This is a genomic window from Acinetobacter sp. YH12068_T (assembly GCF_024606005.1).
Taxonomy (GTDB): domain Bacteria; phylum Pseudomonadota; class Gammaproteobacteria; order Pseudomonadales; family Moraxellaceae; genus Acinetobacter; species Acinetobacter amyesii.
In genome coordinates this window covers 905,863-922,218 of sequence record NZ_CP094555.1, presented here as the reverse complement: position 1 = coordinate 922,218, position 16,356 = coordinate 905,863, and the positions used below count along the sequence as shown (strand labels likewise).

The window sequence follows — 16,356 nt, the reverse complement described above, 5'->3', positions numbered from 1 at the left end:
GTCGATAGATTCAGTCAAGTTTAGCATTTTCAAAGCATAAAGACGAATGTTGCCATACGTCCTGTTTTCGCTTCTCGGCGATAAGAAAAATATTCATCAGCTTGCAAAAAGGTACATTGGTCGCCACCTGTTACGGCTTTAACCCCATGTAATGCAAGAATATAACGCGCTATCGCATAAAGATCAGCATAATATTTGCCTCCCCTTACACCAGCTTTAAATGCACTTTCAAGTTCTGGGTATTTGGAGCAAAAGGCAGCTTTGACTTCTGCACCAATTTCAAAACTCTCTTGGCAAATAGCTGCCCCCAACCAAGCCCATGTTGGCTGAGTGTGCATGGCTGCAATGGTGTTTTCCACAATACCGTTGGCCAAGCCCTTCCAACCTGCATGCAGATTGGCAACTTCTGTCCCGTCAGCATTACCCAAAACCACGGGTAAGCAGTCTGCGGTCATCATCATCAGGGCATGATGTTTAGACTGCGTGACCATACCATCGCCTTCGGGTGCAACAAAGTTGATCTGTTCATCAATGCGATGGCATAGCGTACTGTGCGTTTGGTTCATCCAGCTGATTTTATTCACGCCATATTTAGCAAAGTCTTTGAGCAATTGCATCCGGTGCTTTTGCACACGCGCTGCATCATCTCCCACATGCAATGCCAGATTAAATCCTGCCAGTTCAGGTTGTTCAGCGGGTTGCGTCTGATCATGATGAACTCGAGTTTGTCCCACAAAAACACCCTGTGGAAGTCCCTGAACAAATTGCATGTTGCCGTCCTTTTCTATCTATGGCGTGTAAATCAGGTTAAAACTTAATACGCTTTGTTTTCGCTACGTAAAACTTCAACCAATTGATTAAAGTCTTCAGGCCATGGTGCTTCAAACATCATGTCTTCACCTGTACGTGGATGAACGAGACCCAATTTAACCGCGTGTAAAGCCTGACGTTTAAAGCCACGTAAAGTGTCATCTAATAACATCGACGCGCCTGCAGGCATACGTACACGTGGTACATACACTTGATCGCCCACAAGACCATGACCGATATAAGTAAAATGCACACGAATTTGATGAGTACGACCCGTTTCTAAACGTGCTTGAACACGGGTAAAGTTTTGGAAACGTTCTTTCACATTATAGTGAGTTACCGCATCTTTACCGCCCGGCAAGACCGCCATTTTAATGCGATCAACAGGATGACGTTTAATTGGCTCATCCACTGTACCGCCTGCAATAATGTTGCCATATACGATCAAATCGTAAATACGGTAAACCGATTTCTTCGCCAATTGTTTACTTAAAGAAAATTGGGATTCGAGGTTTTTCGCAACAACCAACAAACCTGAGGTGTCTTTATCAATACGATGCACCAAACCTGCACGGGTCAACTCTGAAGATTTTGGGTAATGGTGCAAAATTGCATTCACCAATGTGCCTGTACTGTTTCCAGCGCCCGGATGTACAACCATACCGACAGGTTTATTAATCACCATAATATCGTCATCTTCATAGACAATATTAAGTGGAATATCTTCAGGTAAGCTACGGGTTTGTGCTTCTAACTCGACGTCTAAAGTCAATAACTCTGTGCCTTCGCATTTGTACTTTGGTTTCACAGTGTTACCATTGACCAACAAATGGCCCTCTTTGAGCCACTGTTTTAGCTTTTCACGAGAAAAATCAGTCCAAACCAGTGCTGAAACCTGATCAATACGTTGTCCTAAATAGCTTTCATCCAATTGAAATTGCAACGATAAACGTGTTGCAGTTGAGTCTGAAGTATGGTTATCTGCATCCTCAGAATCTTCAAGTAAATTGAAATCAGTTTCAGGGAAATTAGAATTGGAAGATTGTGCTTGACTCATTTGCTCATTCAGACAAAAGTGGTTTAATAGTTCAATTGTAGCTCATTGCCCGTATTAACAGAGGAATTTTTATGTCGCTACCAAAATATAAAATGACAATGCTTGCTCTAACAATAGGCATTGCATCGGCAATGGTAGGCTGTAGCAGTAATCCAAAGAAAGAAGTGGTCGACACAGGTCCACAATCAAGCGAACAGATTTATATCGAAAAAGCACAAAAAGCGCTTGAACGTAACCAATATACAGATGCAGCAAAACACCTTGAAGCTCTAGAGACCTACTACCCTACAGGTAACTATGCGCAGCAAGCACAACTTGAACTATTGTATGTAAAGTTTCAGCAAAAAGACTATGAAGGTGCGATTGCACTTGCAGACCGTTTTATTCGTATGAACCCACAGCATCCGCAAGTTGATTATGCGTACTACGTGCGTGGTGTTTCAAACATGGAGCAAAACTACAATGGTTTGCTTCGCTATACTTCTTTAAAGCAATCGCATCGTGATGTGAGCTATCTCAAAGTGGCTTATCAAAACTTTGTCGACTTTATCCGTCGCTATCCATCGAGCGAATATGCAGTCGATGCCGCACAACGTATGAAGTTCATCAGTCAAGAATTGGCTGAAAGCGAAATGAATGCGGCGCGTTTTAATGTGAAGCGTAAAGCATGGTTAGCTGCTGTTGAACGTTCACTTTGGGTGATCGAACATTATCCGCAAGCACCGCAAGTTCCAGAAGCTCTAGCGACTGTAGCCTATGGTTACGACAAACTTGGTGATAAAACCACGTCTCAGCAATACATTGAAGTACTTAAACTGAACTATCCAAAACTTGTGAAGTCAGACGGTACGGTCAATATGCGTGCTGCACGTAGTGAAGGCAGCTTCCTTAACCGTGCAACTTTGGGTATTTTCGGTAAAGAAGCACAGACGATGTCTGAGCAAACCTCTACAGACGTAGTTGAAACTGATGAAGAAAAACGCAGTTTAACCAATCGTTTAAGCTTTGGCTTATTGAATCGTCCTCATAGCGAAAAAACTGAGTCGTCAGAATAAGCTGAATAATATAGTCGCAACGAAGGTCGATTTTTCACAAAGGGCAAGTTAGAATACTTGCCCTTTTATCTTTTCAGGATCTACAGATTCGGTTAGATTAAAAGGTATACAATAGTTCGATGGACGATGCTGTACTGGATCTCCACCTGAACTTACAGCATTGCTGATTTCAACATATTTCACGAACTGCCCAAATTCAATAGATAGACAGATAAAACAGCATGGCCATTCCTCAACATACAATTGATCAAATTTTAGATCGCACCGATATTGTCGATGTGATTGGTCAATTTGTGAAATTGAAAAAGACTGGACGCACCTACTCAGGATGCTGCCCATTCCATCAGGAAAAATCGCCATCTTTCCATGTCTATCGTGATAAACAATATTTTCACTGCTTTGGTTGTCAGGCCAATGGTAATGCCATCCGTTTTTTAATGGATATTGGTAGCCGTAACTTCATCGAAGTAATGAAGGATTTATCTAGCCAAACGGGTATTGAACTACCGAAAGACAATAACGATTCCAATAAACTCAAATATAAACGCGAATCTAAACCCAAACCTGTACAAAAACCTCCAATCGAAGCAAAAGCTCTGCCACCCAAAACAGGCGAAACCGACACAAATCCTGCTGCAGTAAATTTCGAACACGACCCATTTGCTGAGTTTCAAAATAACGAAGATGCCTTTTATGGGAACGATCCGTTTGCTCACTTTGACCAAGTTACCAATGGATTTGAAGATGTGCCGCAAGACGGAAACTTATATGACTTGCTGGAAAATGTCGCACAGTTTTATGAGCAACAACTTCCGCTCAGTCCAATTGGGCAAGCTTATTTTAAACAACGGGGTCTCAGTGCAGACACCATCGCCTATTGGCGCTTAGGCTATGCCCCTGAAGATTGGCAACATCTGGAAAAAGCCTTTCCACAAGATATCGAAGGACTCAAACTTCTCGGTTTGATTCGAACCAGTGACAGTGGTCGTGACTTTGACCTACTGCGCGAGCGGGTGATTTTCCCGATTCGAGATGCGAAAGGTCGTGTGGTCGGTTTTGGTGGTCGTGCCCTAAATGATGAAATCAAACCGAAATACATCAACTCTCCAGACTCTGAAGTTTTCCATAAAAACCAGTTACTTTATGGTTTATATGAAGGCCGTAAACAAAAAGCCCAAGATTGGTTAATGGTCGAAGGTTATATGGATGTCATTGCCCTACAGCAATATGGCATTCATGGCGCTGTAGCGACTTTAGGGACTGCCAGTAATACTGAACATTTAAACATTTTATTTAAGCAAAATAGCCGCATTACCATTGCATTTGATGGTGATGCCGCAGGTCAAAAAGCAGCTCGTCGTACGCTCGAAATTGCCCTTCCATTACTGAATGATGGACGTGAACTTAAATTTTTTGTTTTGCCGAATGACCACGACCCAGATTCATTGATCCGCCGTGAAGGTATTGAAAATTTTCGACGGTTACTGCACACCTCACCGCTACTTTCTGAATTTGTTTTTGCACATTTAACGCAAACTCATGATGTCAGTTCACCTGAGGGTAAAAGTCAGGTGATGGGTGAACTCAGACAGCTCACTGAACTGTTGCCGAAAGGTGGTTCATATCGTTATTTGCTACAACAATATTTCCGTGAAAAATTAGGGTTTAGCCGAAAGTGGCAGCCTCAAGTCAATAATGATGCATCTCTGAGCTTTAGTACAAAAATTGATGCTGAAGAATATGTGATTGCGATTTTGATCAATCATCCTTATCTTTACATTCATTTTGAGCCTTTACGCGCTTTAGTTTCACAAGACCTATTGCTTTATCATGTTTTAAATATTTTCAATGTGATTTTTGATGAATTGCCTGATGATCCAGAGTTATCAACCTATTATGTACTCGGTGCTTGTGCAGCACATCATCATGAATTACAACATATTTTAGAGCATGCCAATATCAGCGATTATACGTCATCACCTGAACAAGCAGATAAACTTGCGGCAGATTTATCGACAAAATTGCAATATCAATTCTTACAACTCAAGATCAAGTCGAATAAGTTTTCTAGCCTTGCAGAAATGCGTAATTTAAAACAACGTATTTATGATATTGATAAAAAAAGATCGCTCACGCTCCTTGAAGATTAAGTTTTAACTTTAAGTTCAAGCTGTGAACGACATGCTATTCAGTGAATCAGCTTATTTATTTCTTTGGTTTACGGCGATTTTCAGCCACATTAACTAAATCTTGTTCTATCATTTCAAAATAAGCGGGATCTTCTGCCATTGCTGCATTTCGCAGCACGATAGAGGTTGGATGCAGCAGCTTTTGGGTTAAACGATGCGACATTTCTTGCATAATCTTCGCAGCATCTTCGCCCTTTTGTAGACGATTCAGGGCTAAAGCCAGCTCTTCTTGACGCAATGACTCACCATGTTCACGGTATGCATGAATCGTCGAGCCAGCCAAATTCACTTTTTGCTGTGTGATTAAATCTGTCGCAAGCTGATTGACCATCACTTCGGCTTCAACTGCCGCCTGACGACGCTGAGCCAAGTTTTCTTCTATGACTGTTTGCAGATCATCTACACCATATAAATAAACACCATCTAAACTTTCAACTTTGGCTTCAATATCACGGGGTACCGCCAAATCGACCAACAACATTTGTTTATAACGGCGTTTTTTCAATGCTGCTTTGACATCCGCAAAATAAATCACTTGATGCAAGCTCCCAGTACAACTTGAAATTACATCTGCGCGATGTAAATTGTCTGCCAAATCTGCAAAATCAATAATTTCAACTTCTACACGATGAGCAATCTCTTGCGATAAAGCTTCGGCACGAGCACGTGTACGGTTACAGATAATAATTCTACCCACACCCATTTCGGCCAAATGCTTCGCAACCAAGCTATTCATTTCACCAGCAGCAACAATCATGACCGTCAATTTTTCAGGCTGACTAAAAACCTGTAAAGCTAGCTGAGCAACGGCATAGCCCATCGACACCGCATGACTTCCTACGGCTGTTTCAGAACGCACTCGTTTTGCCGCATAAAAGGCATATTCAAAAATACGGTTTAAATTTGGGGAGACAGTTTCGGCATCTTTGGCTAAGGACAAAGCCGTTTTAACTTGACCTAAGATTTGAGGCTCACCAAGCATGAGCGAATCCAAGCCGCTAGCCACACGCATGAGGTGTGTCACCGCCTGTGCATTTTCATAACGATACACATGATTTGACAATTGCTTTACATCAATACCATTTGATTGGGCAAGCCAATTCAATACCATGTCTGCATTTTCAGACATCGCATAGACTTCAGTACGATTACATGTAGATACCACCACCATGTCATTGAGTTCAGGTGCATGGCTTTGCTGTTCAAGCAGCGCTGTTAACTTTTCAGGGTTAAATGCAATCTGTTCGCGCAGTTCTACAGAGGCGGTTTGATGGTTGACACCCAATGCAAAGAAAGACATATCAGATCATCATTTCGCTAAATTTATGCTATTGTGCATTATCGGCGTCATAAAAAGCATTACTTGGATCAAGAAAAATTGCGTCTAACAAATAGCCGACTGAACGGCCAGACAATAAAGCAGTATTCTACCACATTCTTACTTGTTGGTAGCATGGCTTCTACTGCCCCAATTCGGGCCGTGGGAGAAGTTTACCATGCAAATTCAGGATATGATGCAATTAAACAAAGTATGATTGCAGAATTTGCCTTAGCTTATAACGACATCCCAACCGCGCTTCATAATTACACCGTGCTTGCAATCAAAAGCAAATCCACCATGGTCAAACAGCGTGCTTTAAACGTTGCTATTGAGCAAAATGATTTACAAGCAGCCTTAGATATTGCTACACATTGGGTTGTGCAAGAACCTGAAGATGTACCAGCATTATTTTATTTATCACATATTGCTTTGAAAGCCCATGAATATGAGCTTGCCGCCGAAACACTTGATAAAATTTTAACCATTGACCCAAATGCAGATTTAGAACAAATTTTGGCGGGTATTTCCCCTGAATCAGAGGAAGATCGCGCCTATCTGATTCAAGCACTGACCGCTAGCAAGGAAAAAACCAACCCTTCTATTTTGGTCTTAGTCGCAGGTTTACAAGCTCAAAATGGTGCCTTTGCTGATGCCTTAGACACCATTAATTTAGCACTGAAAAAACGCCCGAAAGTGACTGGCTATATCTTAATGAAAGCCAATTTACTTATGTCATTAGGTGATGAAGAAGAAACCTTAAAATGGTTCGAAAAATCCAGCCGTAAACACCGCAACAATATGGAAGTTCGCTTAGCAGAAGCAAAATATTTAATTAAAATCAATCAGTCAGAATTAGGTCTAGAAAAACTCGAAGATATACTAAAGAAATGGCCATCTGCTGAAGAACCGCTATTTATGGCAGGTTTGACCAGTATTGACTTAGAGCTTTATGAAAAAGCCGAAAAGTATTTGGTGGAGTTACGTTATTCGAGCAAATACCAAAATGAAGCGTATTACTATCTCGCAGTAAATGCTGAACGCAAACAGCATTATGAAACGGCAAAAGCCTATTATCGCCTTGTTGATGGCAGTCTTTATACAGTTTCACGGCGCAATATGATCAGCATTTTTAGCCAGCAAAATAAGCTGCATGATGCACTGCGCTTTTTAACCCAAGAACGGGTTAATTATCCTCAACATGCAAGTTTCTTATATCTTGCTCAGGCAGATATTTTAAAACGCATGAACAATAAAAAAGCAGCAGTCCGTTTGCTTGATGAAGCGGTAAAAAACTTGCCCGAAGATCCTGAGCTTATTTATGCCGAAGTTCTACTGCTCGACGCCCATCAAGATAAAGACAGACTCGACCAATTACTAAAACAATTACTCGAAATTGAACCCAATAGTCCGACCTATTTAAATGCATATGCCTATACATTGGCGGTACAAAATAGACGCTTAGATGAAGCCCGAAAATACGTCGAACATGCCTTAGAATATGCTCCTGAGCAAGCTTCAATCTTAGATACGTTCGGTTATATTTGTTATTTGCAAAATGATTTTAGTACATCTGCATCTGTTTTGGCCAAAGCGTATGAACTGAGTAATAGTTTAAAAATTGGCATTCGCTATGCACGATCAGTCTTCATGCAAGGTGATATGAATAAATTTGACGCGTTGTTACAACAACTCCAACAAAAACATCCGAATGATCCGCAATTAGAGCAACTACATTCGTTATTGTTACCCCAACCCATGAAAAAGAGTTAGAAAGACTTTATGCAAATATCTTCAAAATTTGGGGTATCTGCCCTGACCTGCTGCGCTTTATTTTTTACCGGTTGTCAGCAATATGTTAAAACACCCGATCAACCCAGCCCTGAAGAAGTCGCTGCAAATCAATTCAACTTACAAGGTAAGATTGGTGTGCGCACGCCACAACAGTCAGGAAGTGCTTTTTTTACTTGGGTTCAAGACCGCAATGAATATGATATCGAACTGAGTGGCATATTAGGTGTTGGAAAAACTCAAATCAGCGGTAAACCCGGTCAAGTTCAACTCAATAGTGCAAAAACCGGTTTGATTGAAGCAGCAACACCAGAAGAATTACTCGAACGTGCTACCGGTTGGCAAGCTCCCATTACCCACCTCATCGACTGGGTACAGGCGCGCCCTGCAACCACACAAGCTAAAATTCAACGCGATACTGCGCAGCGCCCACAACAGATTATTGAAGATGGTTGGACCGTTGACCTCAGTTATAACGAGACTGCGACGGTACCGAACAAGTTAATTTTAAAACAAGCACTTGAATCCGGTCAGGAAAACCGTATTACAATGGTGATTCAAAATCGTTAATTTGCCTAAAAGCTGAACTATGACTTCTGTGATTCGTGTACCTTCTCCTGCAAAACTCAATTTGTTTTTGCACATTACTGGCCGACGTCCGAATGGATATCACGAATTACAAACGATTTTTCAGCTCATCGATTTATCGGATTGGATGGAATTTCATCCACGTGCAAATTCTGCTGATGAAGATTTTATTCAAATTGAGGGCTTAAACAGCGTCAATCTAGAGCAAAATTTAATTTATCGTGCTGCTCAAATACTCAAACCGTTTGCTAAAGCACTAACTGCACAAAAAATCCACATTGAAAAAAATATTCCGATGGGTGCAGGGCTCGGCGGTGGTTCATCCAATGCAGCCACCACCCTAATCGTGCTTAATCAACTATGGAAATGCGGTCTAAATACCGAACAACTTGCAGAGCTCGGCTTACAACTTGGAGCAGATGTTCCCGTGTTTGTACATGGTCTAAATGCATGGGCAGAAGGCATCGGTGAACACTTAACATTCATAGATTTAGCTCAAAAACAGTACATTGTGTTAAAACCTGACTGTTTTATCAGCACTCAACTGCTTTTTTCACAAAAAACGTTGACAAGAGACTCAAAGCCCACTAAATTTTGCGGCTATCAGGAAACGCCATCTGATTTTGGAAATAACTTTGAGCCTGTGGCACGAAGCTTATATCCCGAAGTCGATGAAGCAATGCGGTACTTAGATCAGTTCGGTACAGCAAAGCTTACAGGTACAGGTGCTTGTGTATTTACTGAAGTGACTGAAAATATGAATATTGATGACATATTGAAAAATGCACCATGTAAATCTTACTTGGTTCGCAGTTTACAAGAATCACCATTACGTCATTTTGAAGTTTGATATAGGGGCGTCGCCAAGTGGTAAGGCACCGGGTTTTGATCTCGGCATCCGTTGGTTCGAATCCAGCCGCCCCTGCCATCATTTTTCACCTGTAGATGTAATTGCTGTAAAGTATTAGGGGCGTCGCCAAGTGGTAAGGCACCGGGTTTTGATCTCGGCATCCGTTGGTTCGAATCCAGCCGCCCCTGCCATTTACTTTATTCGCTATTTCATCAATTTAGGGGCGTCGCCAAGTGGTAAGGCACCGGGTTTTGATCTCGGCATCCGTTGGTTCGAATCCAGCCGCCCCTGCCATTTACTTCAAAAAAGACAGAGCATAATTTGCAGTATCTTTGTTGTTTCAACTTGACAAAATACCGTAAAAATATTAAAGTTCTGCCGCATTAGGGGCGTCGCCAAGTGGTAAGGCACCGGGTTTTGATCTCGGCATCCGTTGGTTCGAATCCAGCCGCCCCTGCCATCTAATTCTCCAATTTGCCAACCGCCAAGGGTGCTTCATGCCCAATCTTGTCGTTTTTAGTGGATCTGCACATCCACAATTCGCCCAAAAAGTCGTTAGCCACCTTCACATCCCTCTAGGTGCTGCATCTGTAGGTCAATTTTCTGACGGTGAAATTGCTGTCGAAATTACTGAAAATGTTCGTGGTAAAGACGTATTCATCGTACAACCAACTTGTGCCCCAACTAACGATAACCTTATGGAAATCTTAGTTATGGCTGATGCTTTGCGTCGAGCAAGTGCTGGTCGTATCACTGCTGTCATTCCTTATTTTGGTTATGCTCGTCAAGACCGTCGTCCACGTTCAAGCCGTGTGCCAATTACAGCAAAAGTTGTTGCAGATATGCTCACAACTGTTGGTATTGACCGCGTTGTCATGATCGACCTTCATGCTGACCAAATCCAAGGTTTCTTCGATATTCCTGTAGACAACATCTACGGTACTCCTGCACTTTTAGCAGATCTTCGTCAACAGTCACACGACAACTTAATGGTTGTTTCTCCTGACGTTGGTGGTGTAGTACGTGCGCGTGCTGTAGCTAAGCAAATGGGTGATATCGATCTTGCGATCATCGACAAACGCCGTCAAAAAGCGAATGAATCTCAAGTAATGCACTTGATCGGTGACGTTAAAGGCCGTGACTGTGTCATCGTTGATGATATGGTGGATACAGCAGGTACATTGTGTAAAGCTGCTGACGCACTAAAAACTTTTGGTGCTCGCAAAGTTGTTGCTTACGCAACTCACCCTGTACTTTCTGGTAAAGCTTTAGAAAACTTGAAAAACTCTGTGATTGACGAATTGGTTGTAACAGACACTATTCCGCTTTCAGAAGAAGCTCAAGCTCTTGGTAAGATTCGCCAAGTTTCAGTTGCAAGTATGGTTGCTGAAACAATTCGTCGTATTAACAACGAAGAATCTATTAGCGCAATGTTCGATTCTTATCTATAATATAGCGCTAAATTTAAAAGCCCTACCTTTTGGTGGGGCTTTCTATCACTAGACTGGTCGAAGGTCTAGTCAATTAAACTTAAATAGGAATGTCTATCATGGCAAACTTCGTATTAAATGCAGTAGCACGTGAAGAAGCAGTACAAGGGAAAGGTTCGAGCCGCCGCCTTCGTCTTCAAAATAAAGTACCAGCAATCATCTACGGTGGTGCAGCTGAACCTGTAGCAGTTACTTTGGAACTTCGCGAACTTGTTAAAGCTTTAGAAAACAACGCATTCTTTGAAGAAGTTGTTGAAATCAACATTGACGGTAAAGCTGAAAGCGTTAAAATCCAAGCTTTACAACGTCACCCAGCTAAAAATACTCCTATGCACGCTGACTTCAAACGCGCATAAGTGTTAAATGGTGTAAATGAGTGAGTAAACTTTCACTGATTGTTGGTTTGGGTAACCCAGGTTCTGAGTATGCCCAAACCCGCCATAATGCAGGCTTCTGGTTTGTAGAACGCCTTGCAGAACAATATGGCATCCAACTCAAAGCTGATCCTAAATATAAAGGCATCAGTGGTCGTGGTAATATCGAAGGTCAAGACGTTCGTCTGCTGTTACCTACAACCTTTATGAACCTCTCTGGTCAAAGTGTTGTTCCCTTCGCCAAATTCTATCAAATTGCTCCCGAAGCAATGCTTATCGCACACGATGAACTTGATATGAACCCTGGTGTCATTCGCCTGAAAACTGGCGGTGGTCATGGTGGTCATAATGGTTTACGCGATATCGTCCCGCATATTGGTCCAAATTTCCATCGTTTACGTATTGGTATTGGTCATCCTGGTTCTAAAGAACGTGTCTCAGGCCATGTCTTAGGTAAAGCACCAAGTAGTGAACAAGGTTTAATGGATGATGCTATTGCACATGCCTTATCACGTACTAAATTGTTGGTAAGTGGTGAGATTCAGCAAGCCATGAACCAGATCAACGCTTACAAATAGAACTGACAATTCCACAAATTGTTGAACAATACTTATTGCCATCTGAATGATTTCAGAGCAAAATGCGCTTGCATTTGACTGCTCACCCAGCATTCAAGAGATTGTTCCACCATAAGATACGATCTTAGGTCTACCAAGGAGACGCTAGCCATGCTATCTCGTTTATTAAAAGCTAAAATCCACCGTTGCGTCGTTACACAAGCAGAATTACATTATGAAGGTTCTTGTGCAATTGACGGTATTCTTCTAGATTTAGCCGGTATCCGTGAATATGAAGAAATTCATATGTGGAACGTGACTAATGGTAAGCGTTTTACCACTTATGCCATTCGTGGTGAAGAAGGTTCTGGCATTATCTCTGTAAATGGCGGTGCTGCTCACCAAGCAGATATTGGCGACTTGATGATTATCGCAACTTTTGGCGATTTCACAGAAGCTGAAGCAAATGCACATAAGCCACGTTTAGTCTATGCGAACCCAAACAACACTGTGAACCACACAGCGAACTGTATTCCAGTTCAAGTTGCTTAATTCAAGCATTTAAAGATTCTAAAAAAGCCCGCAAAATTTGCGGGCTTTTTTATGGCTGAACTATGCATTATTGACTGCAAAAATTCAGTATTAGACGCATATCACTACATACAACTCAACAGCTCAACTTATCTCCCCTGCTCTCGGGCCCTTCCACCATGCTTGGTTTTGTTTACAATCAAAGGGCTGTAAATGCTCTCCGACCAAACCCACCAACAAAGGCTGACCATTTTCTACCTTTAGCTCTGCATATTGCGCATCGCGATAGCACGGTTCCAAGCCTTCAGCAAATAAAAAGCTGCTCGCAGCGGGATATAAACCCTCAAATCTATTGTCAGGATTTTTGAGCACCAGTTTTGTGGAAGAGCTTGGATACTTCGCTAACAACTCTGGGTTGAAACTGGTTCGAATCACTCTACGCTGTGCATCAAACTGCACATAACTCACAATACTTTTTTGATCGACAAAATAGTCACGGTGTAAATTTTCAGCATCGTTCACTTTGGCAGCCTGCCCATTGGCAGATTGCTCTTTTGATGGCTGACCACCAAAATAGAGCTGATAATTCAAGGCCATATAATCACCTTGAATCAAAGAGCGTGGATCGACAGGCTGCAGCTTTACATAAATACTCTGACTGTTTGCCAGATGCCATTCATGACGTGCAATCATCAGCACAAATAAAAGAATACTGAGTACAGCCAAACCAATAGGAAGCATTTTTTTATTGAGTATGTTCATCACACATCTCCCCCTTGTTTATGCTGTATCGCAGATAACATCTTGGTGATACCAAGCAACAATAGACCAGAAATCAAAATCGTTAAACTTTTCAATAAAAAACTCAGACCCAAATTGTAATACAGCATCCATAAGCTAAAAATGATCAACACGATGCAAAGGGCTTTAACCAAAGATTGCTGATAGACCTGCGCCCATGCCAATAAAACCAATAACAAGAAAATTTCAAAATAGCCCATCGCAATCAGCACAAGGCCCAATAGCAGTAACGGCCATTTTTCGCTCCCCACCTGTTTTTGCTGATTTGCGATGTAAAGGCCAAGCCAAACCACAGGCAGCAGGTAACCGACAAACAGGTCAAGAACACCATTTTGGGTCTGTTCAAACTGTAGAATGTTATTTGACAACGTCTGCAACACTACACCCGCCAATACGATGCATAACATCCATAACACAATGCTTTTTCGATACATCGAGTGCAACCAAGCTGTTGCACTCCCGAGCAAGAAAATCAGTAGAATATAATTCAATCCAGTCACAGCTAAGATGACATGTTCATCGCTCATAAAAAGATCGGCATCAAATAGTGTAACCACTGCAAGGCCGTATCCTGCAATGAGTTGAATAAAAACAATAAACCAATGCATTCGACTAAATAAACAGAGCAATATAACGCCAATTTGCAACAATAAAATAAACCCAATGCTATCGGTCAAGCTCTCTGTATGAATGAAGACCGCAGATTGGCCACATACGCATAAGCAGTAAGCAAATTGGCGACTAAAGATACTTTTAGCTCGTCGAATCAACCACCAAGCCACAGCTACAAAAACTAAGCCCATGACGATCGAAAACGCCTTCCAATAGGTCAGCAATAAGCTCGATAAAATAATGCCTGCCAACCATGCCCCAATCGCTAAAGGAATAACCGCAAATTTAGTCTGTGGCAGAAATTTCATCAGTGCCCAACTGATCACCGCAAACCAAGCAAATATCAGCAAAGCAAAAACCAGCAATCCTGCACTCGAGTCAGATAAAATATGTTCTGCCCATTGGAAAATCAAAATACTGAAACTCGCGGCAAGACCTGCAGCTTGTAAACTGGTTTCTAATGCACGCTGTTGTCGATAAAAATAGATAATCAGATAAATTGGAAGCAACAAGGCAAAAATTAAATATTGCCATTGATACTGATCTGCCCCATTTCCGCAGTATAAAAACATGCAATACATCGATATTAGTGTAATGAATGCAATAAATACAAAGCGCAGCGCAGCATAATATTTCAAACAAAACGTCACACAAATTGCCGTCAATATATTCATGCAAAGTAAATACCACCATGAATGATCAACGATTAAATAGCTTTGTTTAAAATATAAAAATAATGCCAATTGACTGATCAAACACAGTAGCGTAAAGACTCCGATATTCGGTCGATATAACCAAGGTAAAAGCAGCAAAGCCCAGACTAAAAATAACAGATAACTGTCTGCACCTGTTTGATAGACCTGTCCAATCACAGCCAAACTCAATCCGAGCAACAAAGCACTTAAAGCATCTAAACTTTGCTGAATCCAAGCATGCCTTGCAAAATATACACTCGTCACAGCACTCAGTAGCAACAGCAACATTGGAATTGCCAATTGAATGAATTTTGGCAACATCAACCAGTTTGCCGCGATCAAATACACGAAACTGGCAGCTATCAGTGCAACACCAATCACTTGCAGATACCGAATAACCTGTACATCTTGGAACAGATCTGTTGAAAACTCTTGATCTAACTGTGAACGATGCAGCTTTATATTCTGCTGCTGAGAATGCTGAGGAACGGTCATTTTTTATCATTATGCAATCATGGTTGATTTATCGGCACGATAGCATGCTTTGACACACTTTATATAAATGCTTACAAATCCAATCTTATAACTTTACTTATCTAAAATTTTGCAAATGATTCTAAGCAATAATCCCCCCATCATCACTCAAACAGGTCTATACTAAAGACACATCGCTTCAGGGCGGGGTGAAATTCCCCACCGGTGGTAAATTTGTTGGGTTGAAAGCCCTGCAAAAAGCCCACGAGCCAATCGTTTAAACGCGATTCGCAGATCAGGTGCAATACCTGAGCCGACGGTATAGTCCGGATGAAAGAAGACGACGTCACATCTCTATATCATTGATCATTTTCAATATATATCGTAACGCCACTATTTCACATGTCCTGAAATGTTCAACCGTATCTAAAATTTACGCGAGCGTTTCAATGTCTAGTTTAATTCAACCCGAAATTTTCTTTTCTGCCCTTCCACCTGCAGAACAGCGCATGCTGCAAGCCTTAGAAGACATTCGTCAAGGCAAGCCTGTTTTAGTCATGGACGATTTTGACCGTGAAAATGAAGCCGACCTGATTGTTGCTGCAGAAACACTCACTGTAGAAACCATGGCACGTATGATTCGTGACGGTTCAGGAATTGTCTGCCTGTGTTTAACCGATGCTCAAGCCAATCATTTAGAACTTCCACCCATGGTGTCTGATAACTCTAGCCATTTTAAAACTGCCTTTACCGTAACCATTGAAGCTGCGGAAGGTGTTACTACTGGCGTTTCAGCAAAAGACCGAACAACTACAGTCAAAGCCGCAATTAAAGATGGTGCTGTTGCTAGTGACTTAAACCGTCCGGGTCATGTTTTTCCTTTACGTGCGCGTGAAGGCGGCGTATTGACCCGTCGCGGACATACTGAAGGCACCATTGATTTGGCACGTCTGGCCGGTTTAAAACCTGCAGGTGTTTTGTGTGAATTAACCAACCCAGACGGCACAATGGCCAATGGCGTACAAGTTTTAGCGTATGCACAAACCCATCATTTGACTGTACTCACCATTGAAGAGATTGTGCAATATCGTTTACAGCACAATCTCTAGTGCGAATTAATTAAAGCTCTACACGTTCATAAAAAAGGCTGATTGAATCAGCCTT

Annotated in this window: 15 protein-coding genes, 4 tRNA genes and 1 riboswitch; of the genes, 14 read left to right on the top strand and 5 right to left on the bottom strand. The window is 41.7% G+C overall.

Annotated elements, in window-relative coordinates:
- Positions 1-29: 29 nt before the first annotated feature.
- Together pgeF and rluD are read right to left on the bottom strand one after the other, a co-directional pair.
- On the bottom strand, positions 30-770 hold the full coding sequence (pgeF, locus tag MST18_RS04525; RefSeq protein WP_180132953.1) for a peptidoglycan editing factor PgeF: 741 nt from the start codon (positions 768-770) through the stop codon (positions 30-32).
- A 44-nt stretch (positions 771-814) separates the two neighbouring features.
- The gene (rluD, locus tag MST18_RS04520; RefSeq protein WP_078191355.1) at positions 815-1,867 is read right to left on the bottom strand and encodes a 23S rRNA pseudouridine(1911/1915/1917) synthase RluD; all 1,053 of its coding nucleotides are present in this window, start codon (positions 1,865-1,867) and stop codon (positions 815-817) included.
- Between the two features lie 71 nt (positions 1,868-1,938).
- Between rluD and MST18_RS04515 the strand changes: the two genes are divergently transcribed.
- Complete coding sequence (locus MST18_RS04515) at positions 1,939-2,922, top strand: outer membrane protein assembly factor BamD (RefSeq protein WP_180132954.1); 984 nt, start codon at positions 1,939-1,941, stop codon at positions 2,920-2,922.
- Between the two features lie 221 nt (positions 2,923-3,143).
- A complete protein-coding gene (locus MST18_RS04510) occupies positions 3,144-5,072 on the top strand; it encodes a DNA primase (protein ID WP_180132955.1) in 1,929 nt (642 codons plus the stop codon).
- A gap of 55 nt (positions 5,073-5,127) precedes the next feature.
- Here MST18_RS04510 and hemA read toward each other — a convergent pair whose 3' ends face one another.
- A complete protein-coding gene (gene hemA / locus MST18_RS04505) occupies positions 5,128-6,411 on the bottom strand; it encodes a glutamyl-tRNA reductase (protein WP_180039557.1) in 1,284 nt (427 codons plus the stop codon).
- 78 nt (positions 6,412-6,489) lie between these two features.
- Between hemA and MST18_RS04500 the strand changes: the two genes are divergently transcribed.
- The 11 genes from MST18_RS04500 (at position 6,490) to panD (ending at position 12,631) form a co-directional block, all read left to right on the top strand.
- A complete protein-coding gene (locus MST18_RS04500) occupies positions 6,490-8,202 on the top strand; it encodes a hypothetical protein (RefSeq protein ID WP_180005451.1) in 1,713 nt (570 codons plus the stop codon).
- A gap of 9 nt (positions 8,203-8,211) precedes the next feature.
- Positions 8,212-8,790, top strand: a complete 579-nt coding sequence (gene lolB / locus MST18_RS04495) for a lipoprotein insertase outer membrane protein LolB (RefSeq protein WP_180021952.1) — start codon at positions 8,212-8,214, stop codon at positions 8,788-8,790.
- 28 nt (positions 8,791-8,818) lie between these two features.
- On the top strand, positions 8,819-9,658 hold the full coding sequence (gene ispE / locus MST18_RS04490) for a 4-(cytidine 5'-diphospho)-2-C-methyl-D-erythritol kinase (RefSeq protein ID WP_180129246.1): 840 nt from the start codon (positions 8,819-8,821) through the stop codon (positions 9,656-9,658).
- A 3-nt stretch (positions 9,659-9,661) separates the two neighbouring features.
- Positions 9,662-9,736, top strand: a tRNA-Gln gene (locus MST18_RS04485).
- A 38-nt stretch (positions 9,737-9,774) separates the two neighbouring features.
- Positions 9,775-9,849 (top strand) — tRNA-Gln (locus tag MST18_RS04480).
- 28 nt (positions 9,850-9,877) lie between these two features.
- Positions 9,878-9,952, top strand: a tRNA-Gln gene (locus MST18_RS04475).
- Positions 9,953-10,043: 91 nt separating this feature from the next.
- A tRNA-Gln gene (locus tag MST18_RS04470) sits at positions 10,044-10,118 on the top strand.
- A 37-nt stretch (positions 10,119-10,155) separates the two neighbouring features.
- Positions 10,156-11,109, top strand: coding sequence for a ribose-phosphate pyrophosphokinase (locus tag MST18_RS04465; RefSeq protein WP_078191360.1), 954 nt, complete (start codon positions 10,156-10,158; stop codon positions 11,107-11,109).
- A gap of 98 nt (positions 11,110-11,207) precedes the next feature.
- Positions 11,208-11,504 carry a 50S ribosomal protein L25 gene (rplY, locus tag MST18_RS04460; protein WP_078192179.1) on the top strand — a complete coding sequence of 99 codons (297 nt, stop codon included), beginning with the start codon at positions 11,208-11,210 and terminating at the stop codon, positions 11,502-11,504.
- A gap of 20 nt (positions 11,505-11,524) precedes the next feature.
- Positions 11,525-12,100: an aminoacyl-tRNA hydrolase gene (pth, locus tag MST18_RS04455; protein WP_168378106.1), complete on the top strand. Its 576-nt coding sequence runs from the start codon at positions 11,525-11,527 to the stop codon at positions 12,098-12,100.
- A gap of 150 nt (positions 12,101-12,250) precedes the next feature.
- Positions 12,251-12,631 (top strand): aspartate 1-decarboxylase, encoded by a 381-nt coding sequence (panD, locus tag MST18_RS04450; protein WP_078192181.1) that lies wholly within the window; start codon positions 12,251-12,253, stop codon positions 12,629-12,631.
- 123 nt (positions 12,632-12,754) lie between these two features.
- Here panD and MST18_RS04445 read toward each other — a convergent pair whose 3' ends face one another.
- Together MST18_RS04445 and MST18_RS04440 are read right to left on the bottom strand one after the other, a co-directional pair.
- A complete protein-coding gene (locus MST18_RS04445) occupies positions 12,755-13,372 on the bottom strand; it encodes a GDYXXLXY domain-containing protein (RefSeq protein WP_180132956.1) in 618 nt (205 codons plus the stop codon).
- Positions 13,372-15,213, bottom strand: a complete 1,842-nt coding sequence (locus MST18_RS04440) for a DUF2157 domain-containing protein (protein WP_180132957.1) — start codon at positions 15,211-15,213, stop codon at positions 13,372-13,374. Before MST18_RS04440 ends, MST18_RS04445 begins: the two co-directional genes overlap by 1 nt.
- 171 nt (positions 15,214-15,384) lie before the next feature.
- Positions 15,385-15,538: riboswitch (FMN riboswitch) on the top strand.
- Between the two features lie 103 nt (positions 15,539-15,641).
- Here MST18_RS04440 and ribB point away from each other — a divergent pair.
- Entirely contained in the window at positions 15,642-16,301 is a 660-nt protein-coding gene (ribB, locus tag MST18_RS04435) for a 3,4-dihydroxy-2-butanone-4-phosphate synthase (RefSeq protein WP_078191365.1), read from the top strand.
- Positions 16,302-16,356 lie beyond the last annotated feature (55 nt).

Bases quoted from the DNA above. Each gene is read 5' to 3' on its own strand.
- ribB (WP_078191365.1), top strand. From the start codon at position 15,642: ATGTCTAGTTTAATTCAACCCGAAATTTTCTTTTCTGCCCTTCCACCT.
- MST18_RS04465 (WP_078191360.1), top strand. From the start codon at position 10,156: ATGCCCAATCTTGTCGTTTTTAGTGGATCTGCACATCCACAATTCGCC.
- pgeF (WP_180132953.1), bottom strand. From the start codon at position 770: ATGCAATTTGTTCAGGGACTTCCACAGGGTGTTTTTGTGGGACAAACT.
- panD (WP_078192181.1), top strand. From the start codon at position 12,251: ATGCTATCTCGTTTATTAAAAGCTAAAATCCACCGTTGCGTCGTTACA.
- MST18_RS04515 (WP_180132954.1), top strand. From the start codon at position 1,939: ATGTCGCTACCAAAATATAAAATGACAATGCTTGCTCTAACAATAGGC.
- MST18_RS04445 (WP_180132956.1), bottom strand. From the start codon at position 13,372: ATGAACATACTCAATAAAAAAATGCTTCCTATTGGTTTGGCTGTACTC.
- rluD (WP_078191355.1), bottom strand. From the start codon at position 1,867: ATGAGTCAAGCACAATCTTCCAATTCTAATTTCCCTGAAACTGATTTC.
- rplY (WP_078192179.1), top strand. From the start codon at position 11,208: ATGGCAAACTTCGTATTAAATGCAGTAGCACGTGAAGAAGCAGTACAA.
- MST18_RS04440 (WP_180132957.1), bottom strand. From the start codon at position 15,213: ATGACCGTTCCTCAGCATTCTCAGCAGCAGAATATAAAGCTGCATCGT.
- MST18_RS04510 (WP_180132955.1), top strand. From the start codon at position 3,144: ATGGCCATTCCTCAACATACAATTGATCAAATTTTAGATCGCACCGAT.
- lolB (WP_180021952.1), top strand. From the start codon at position 8,212: ATGCAAATATCTTCAAAATTTGGGGTATCTGCCCTGACCTGCTGCGCT.
- hemA (WP_180039557.1), bottom strand. From the start codon at position 6,411: ATGTCTTTCTTTGCATTGGGTGTCAACCATCAAACCGCCTCTGTAGAA.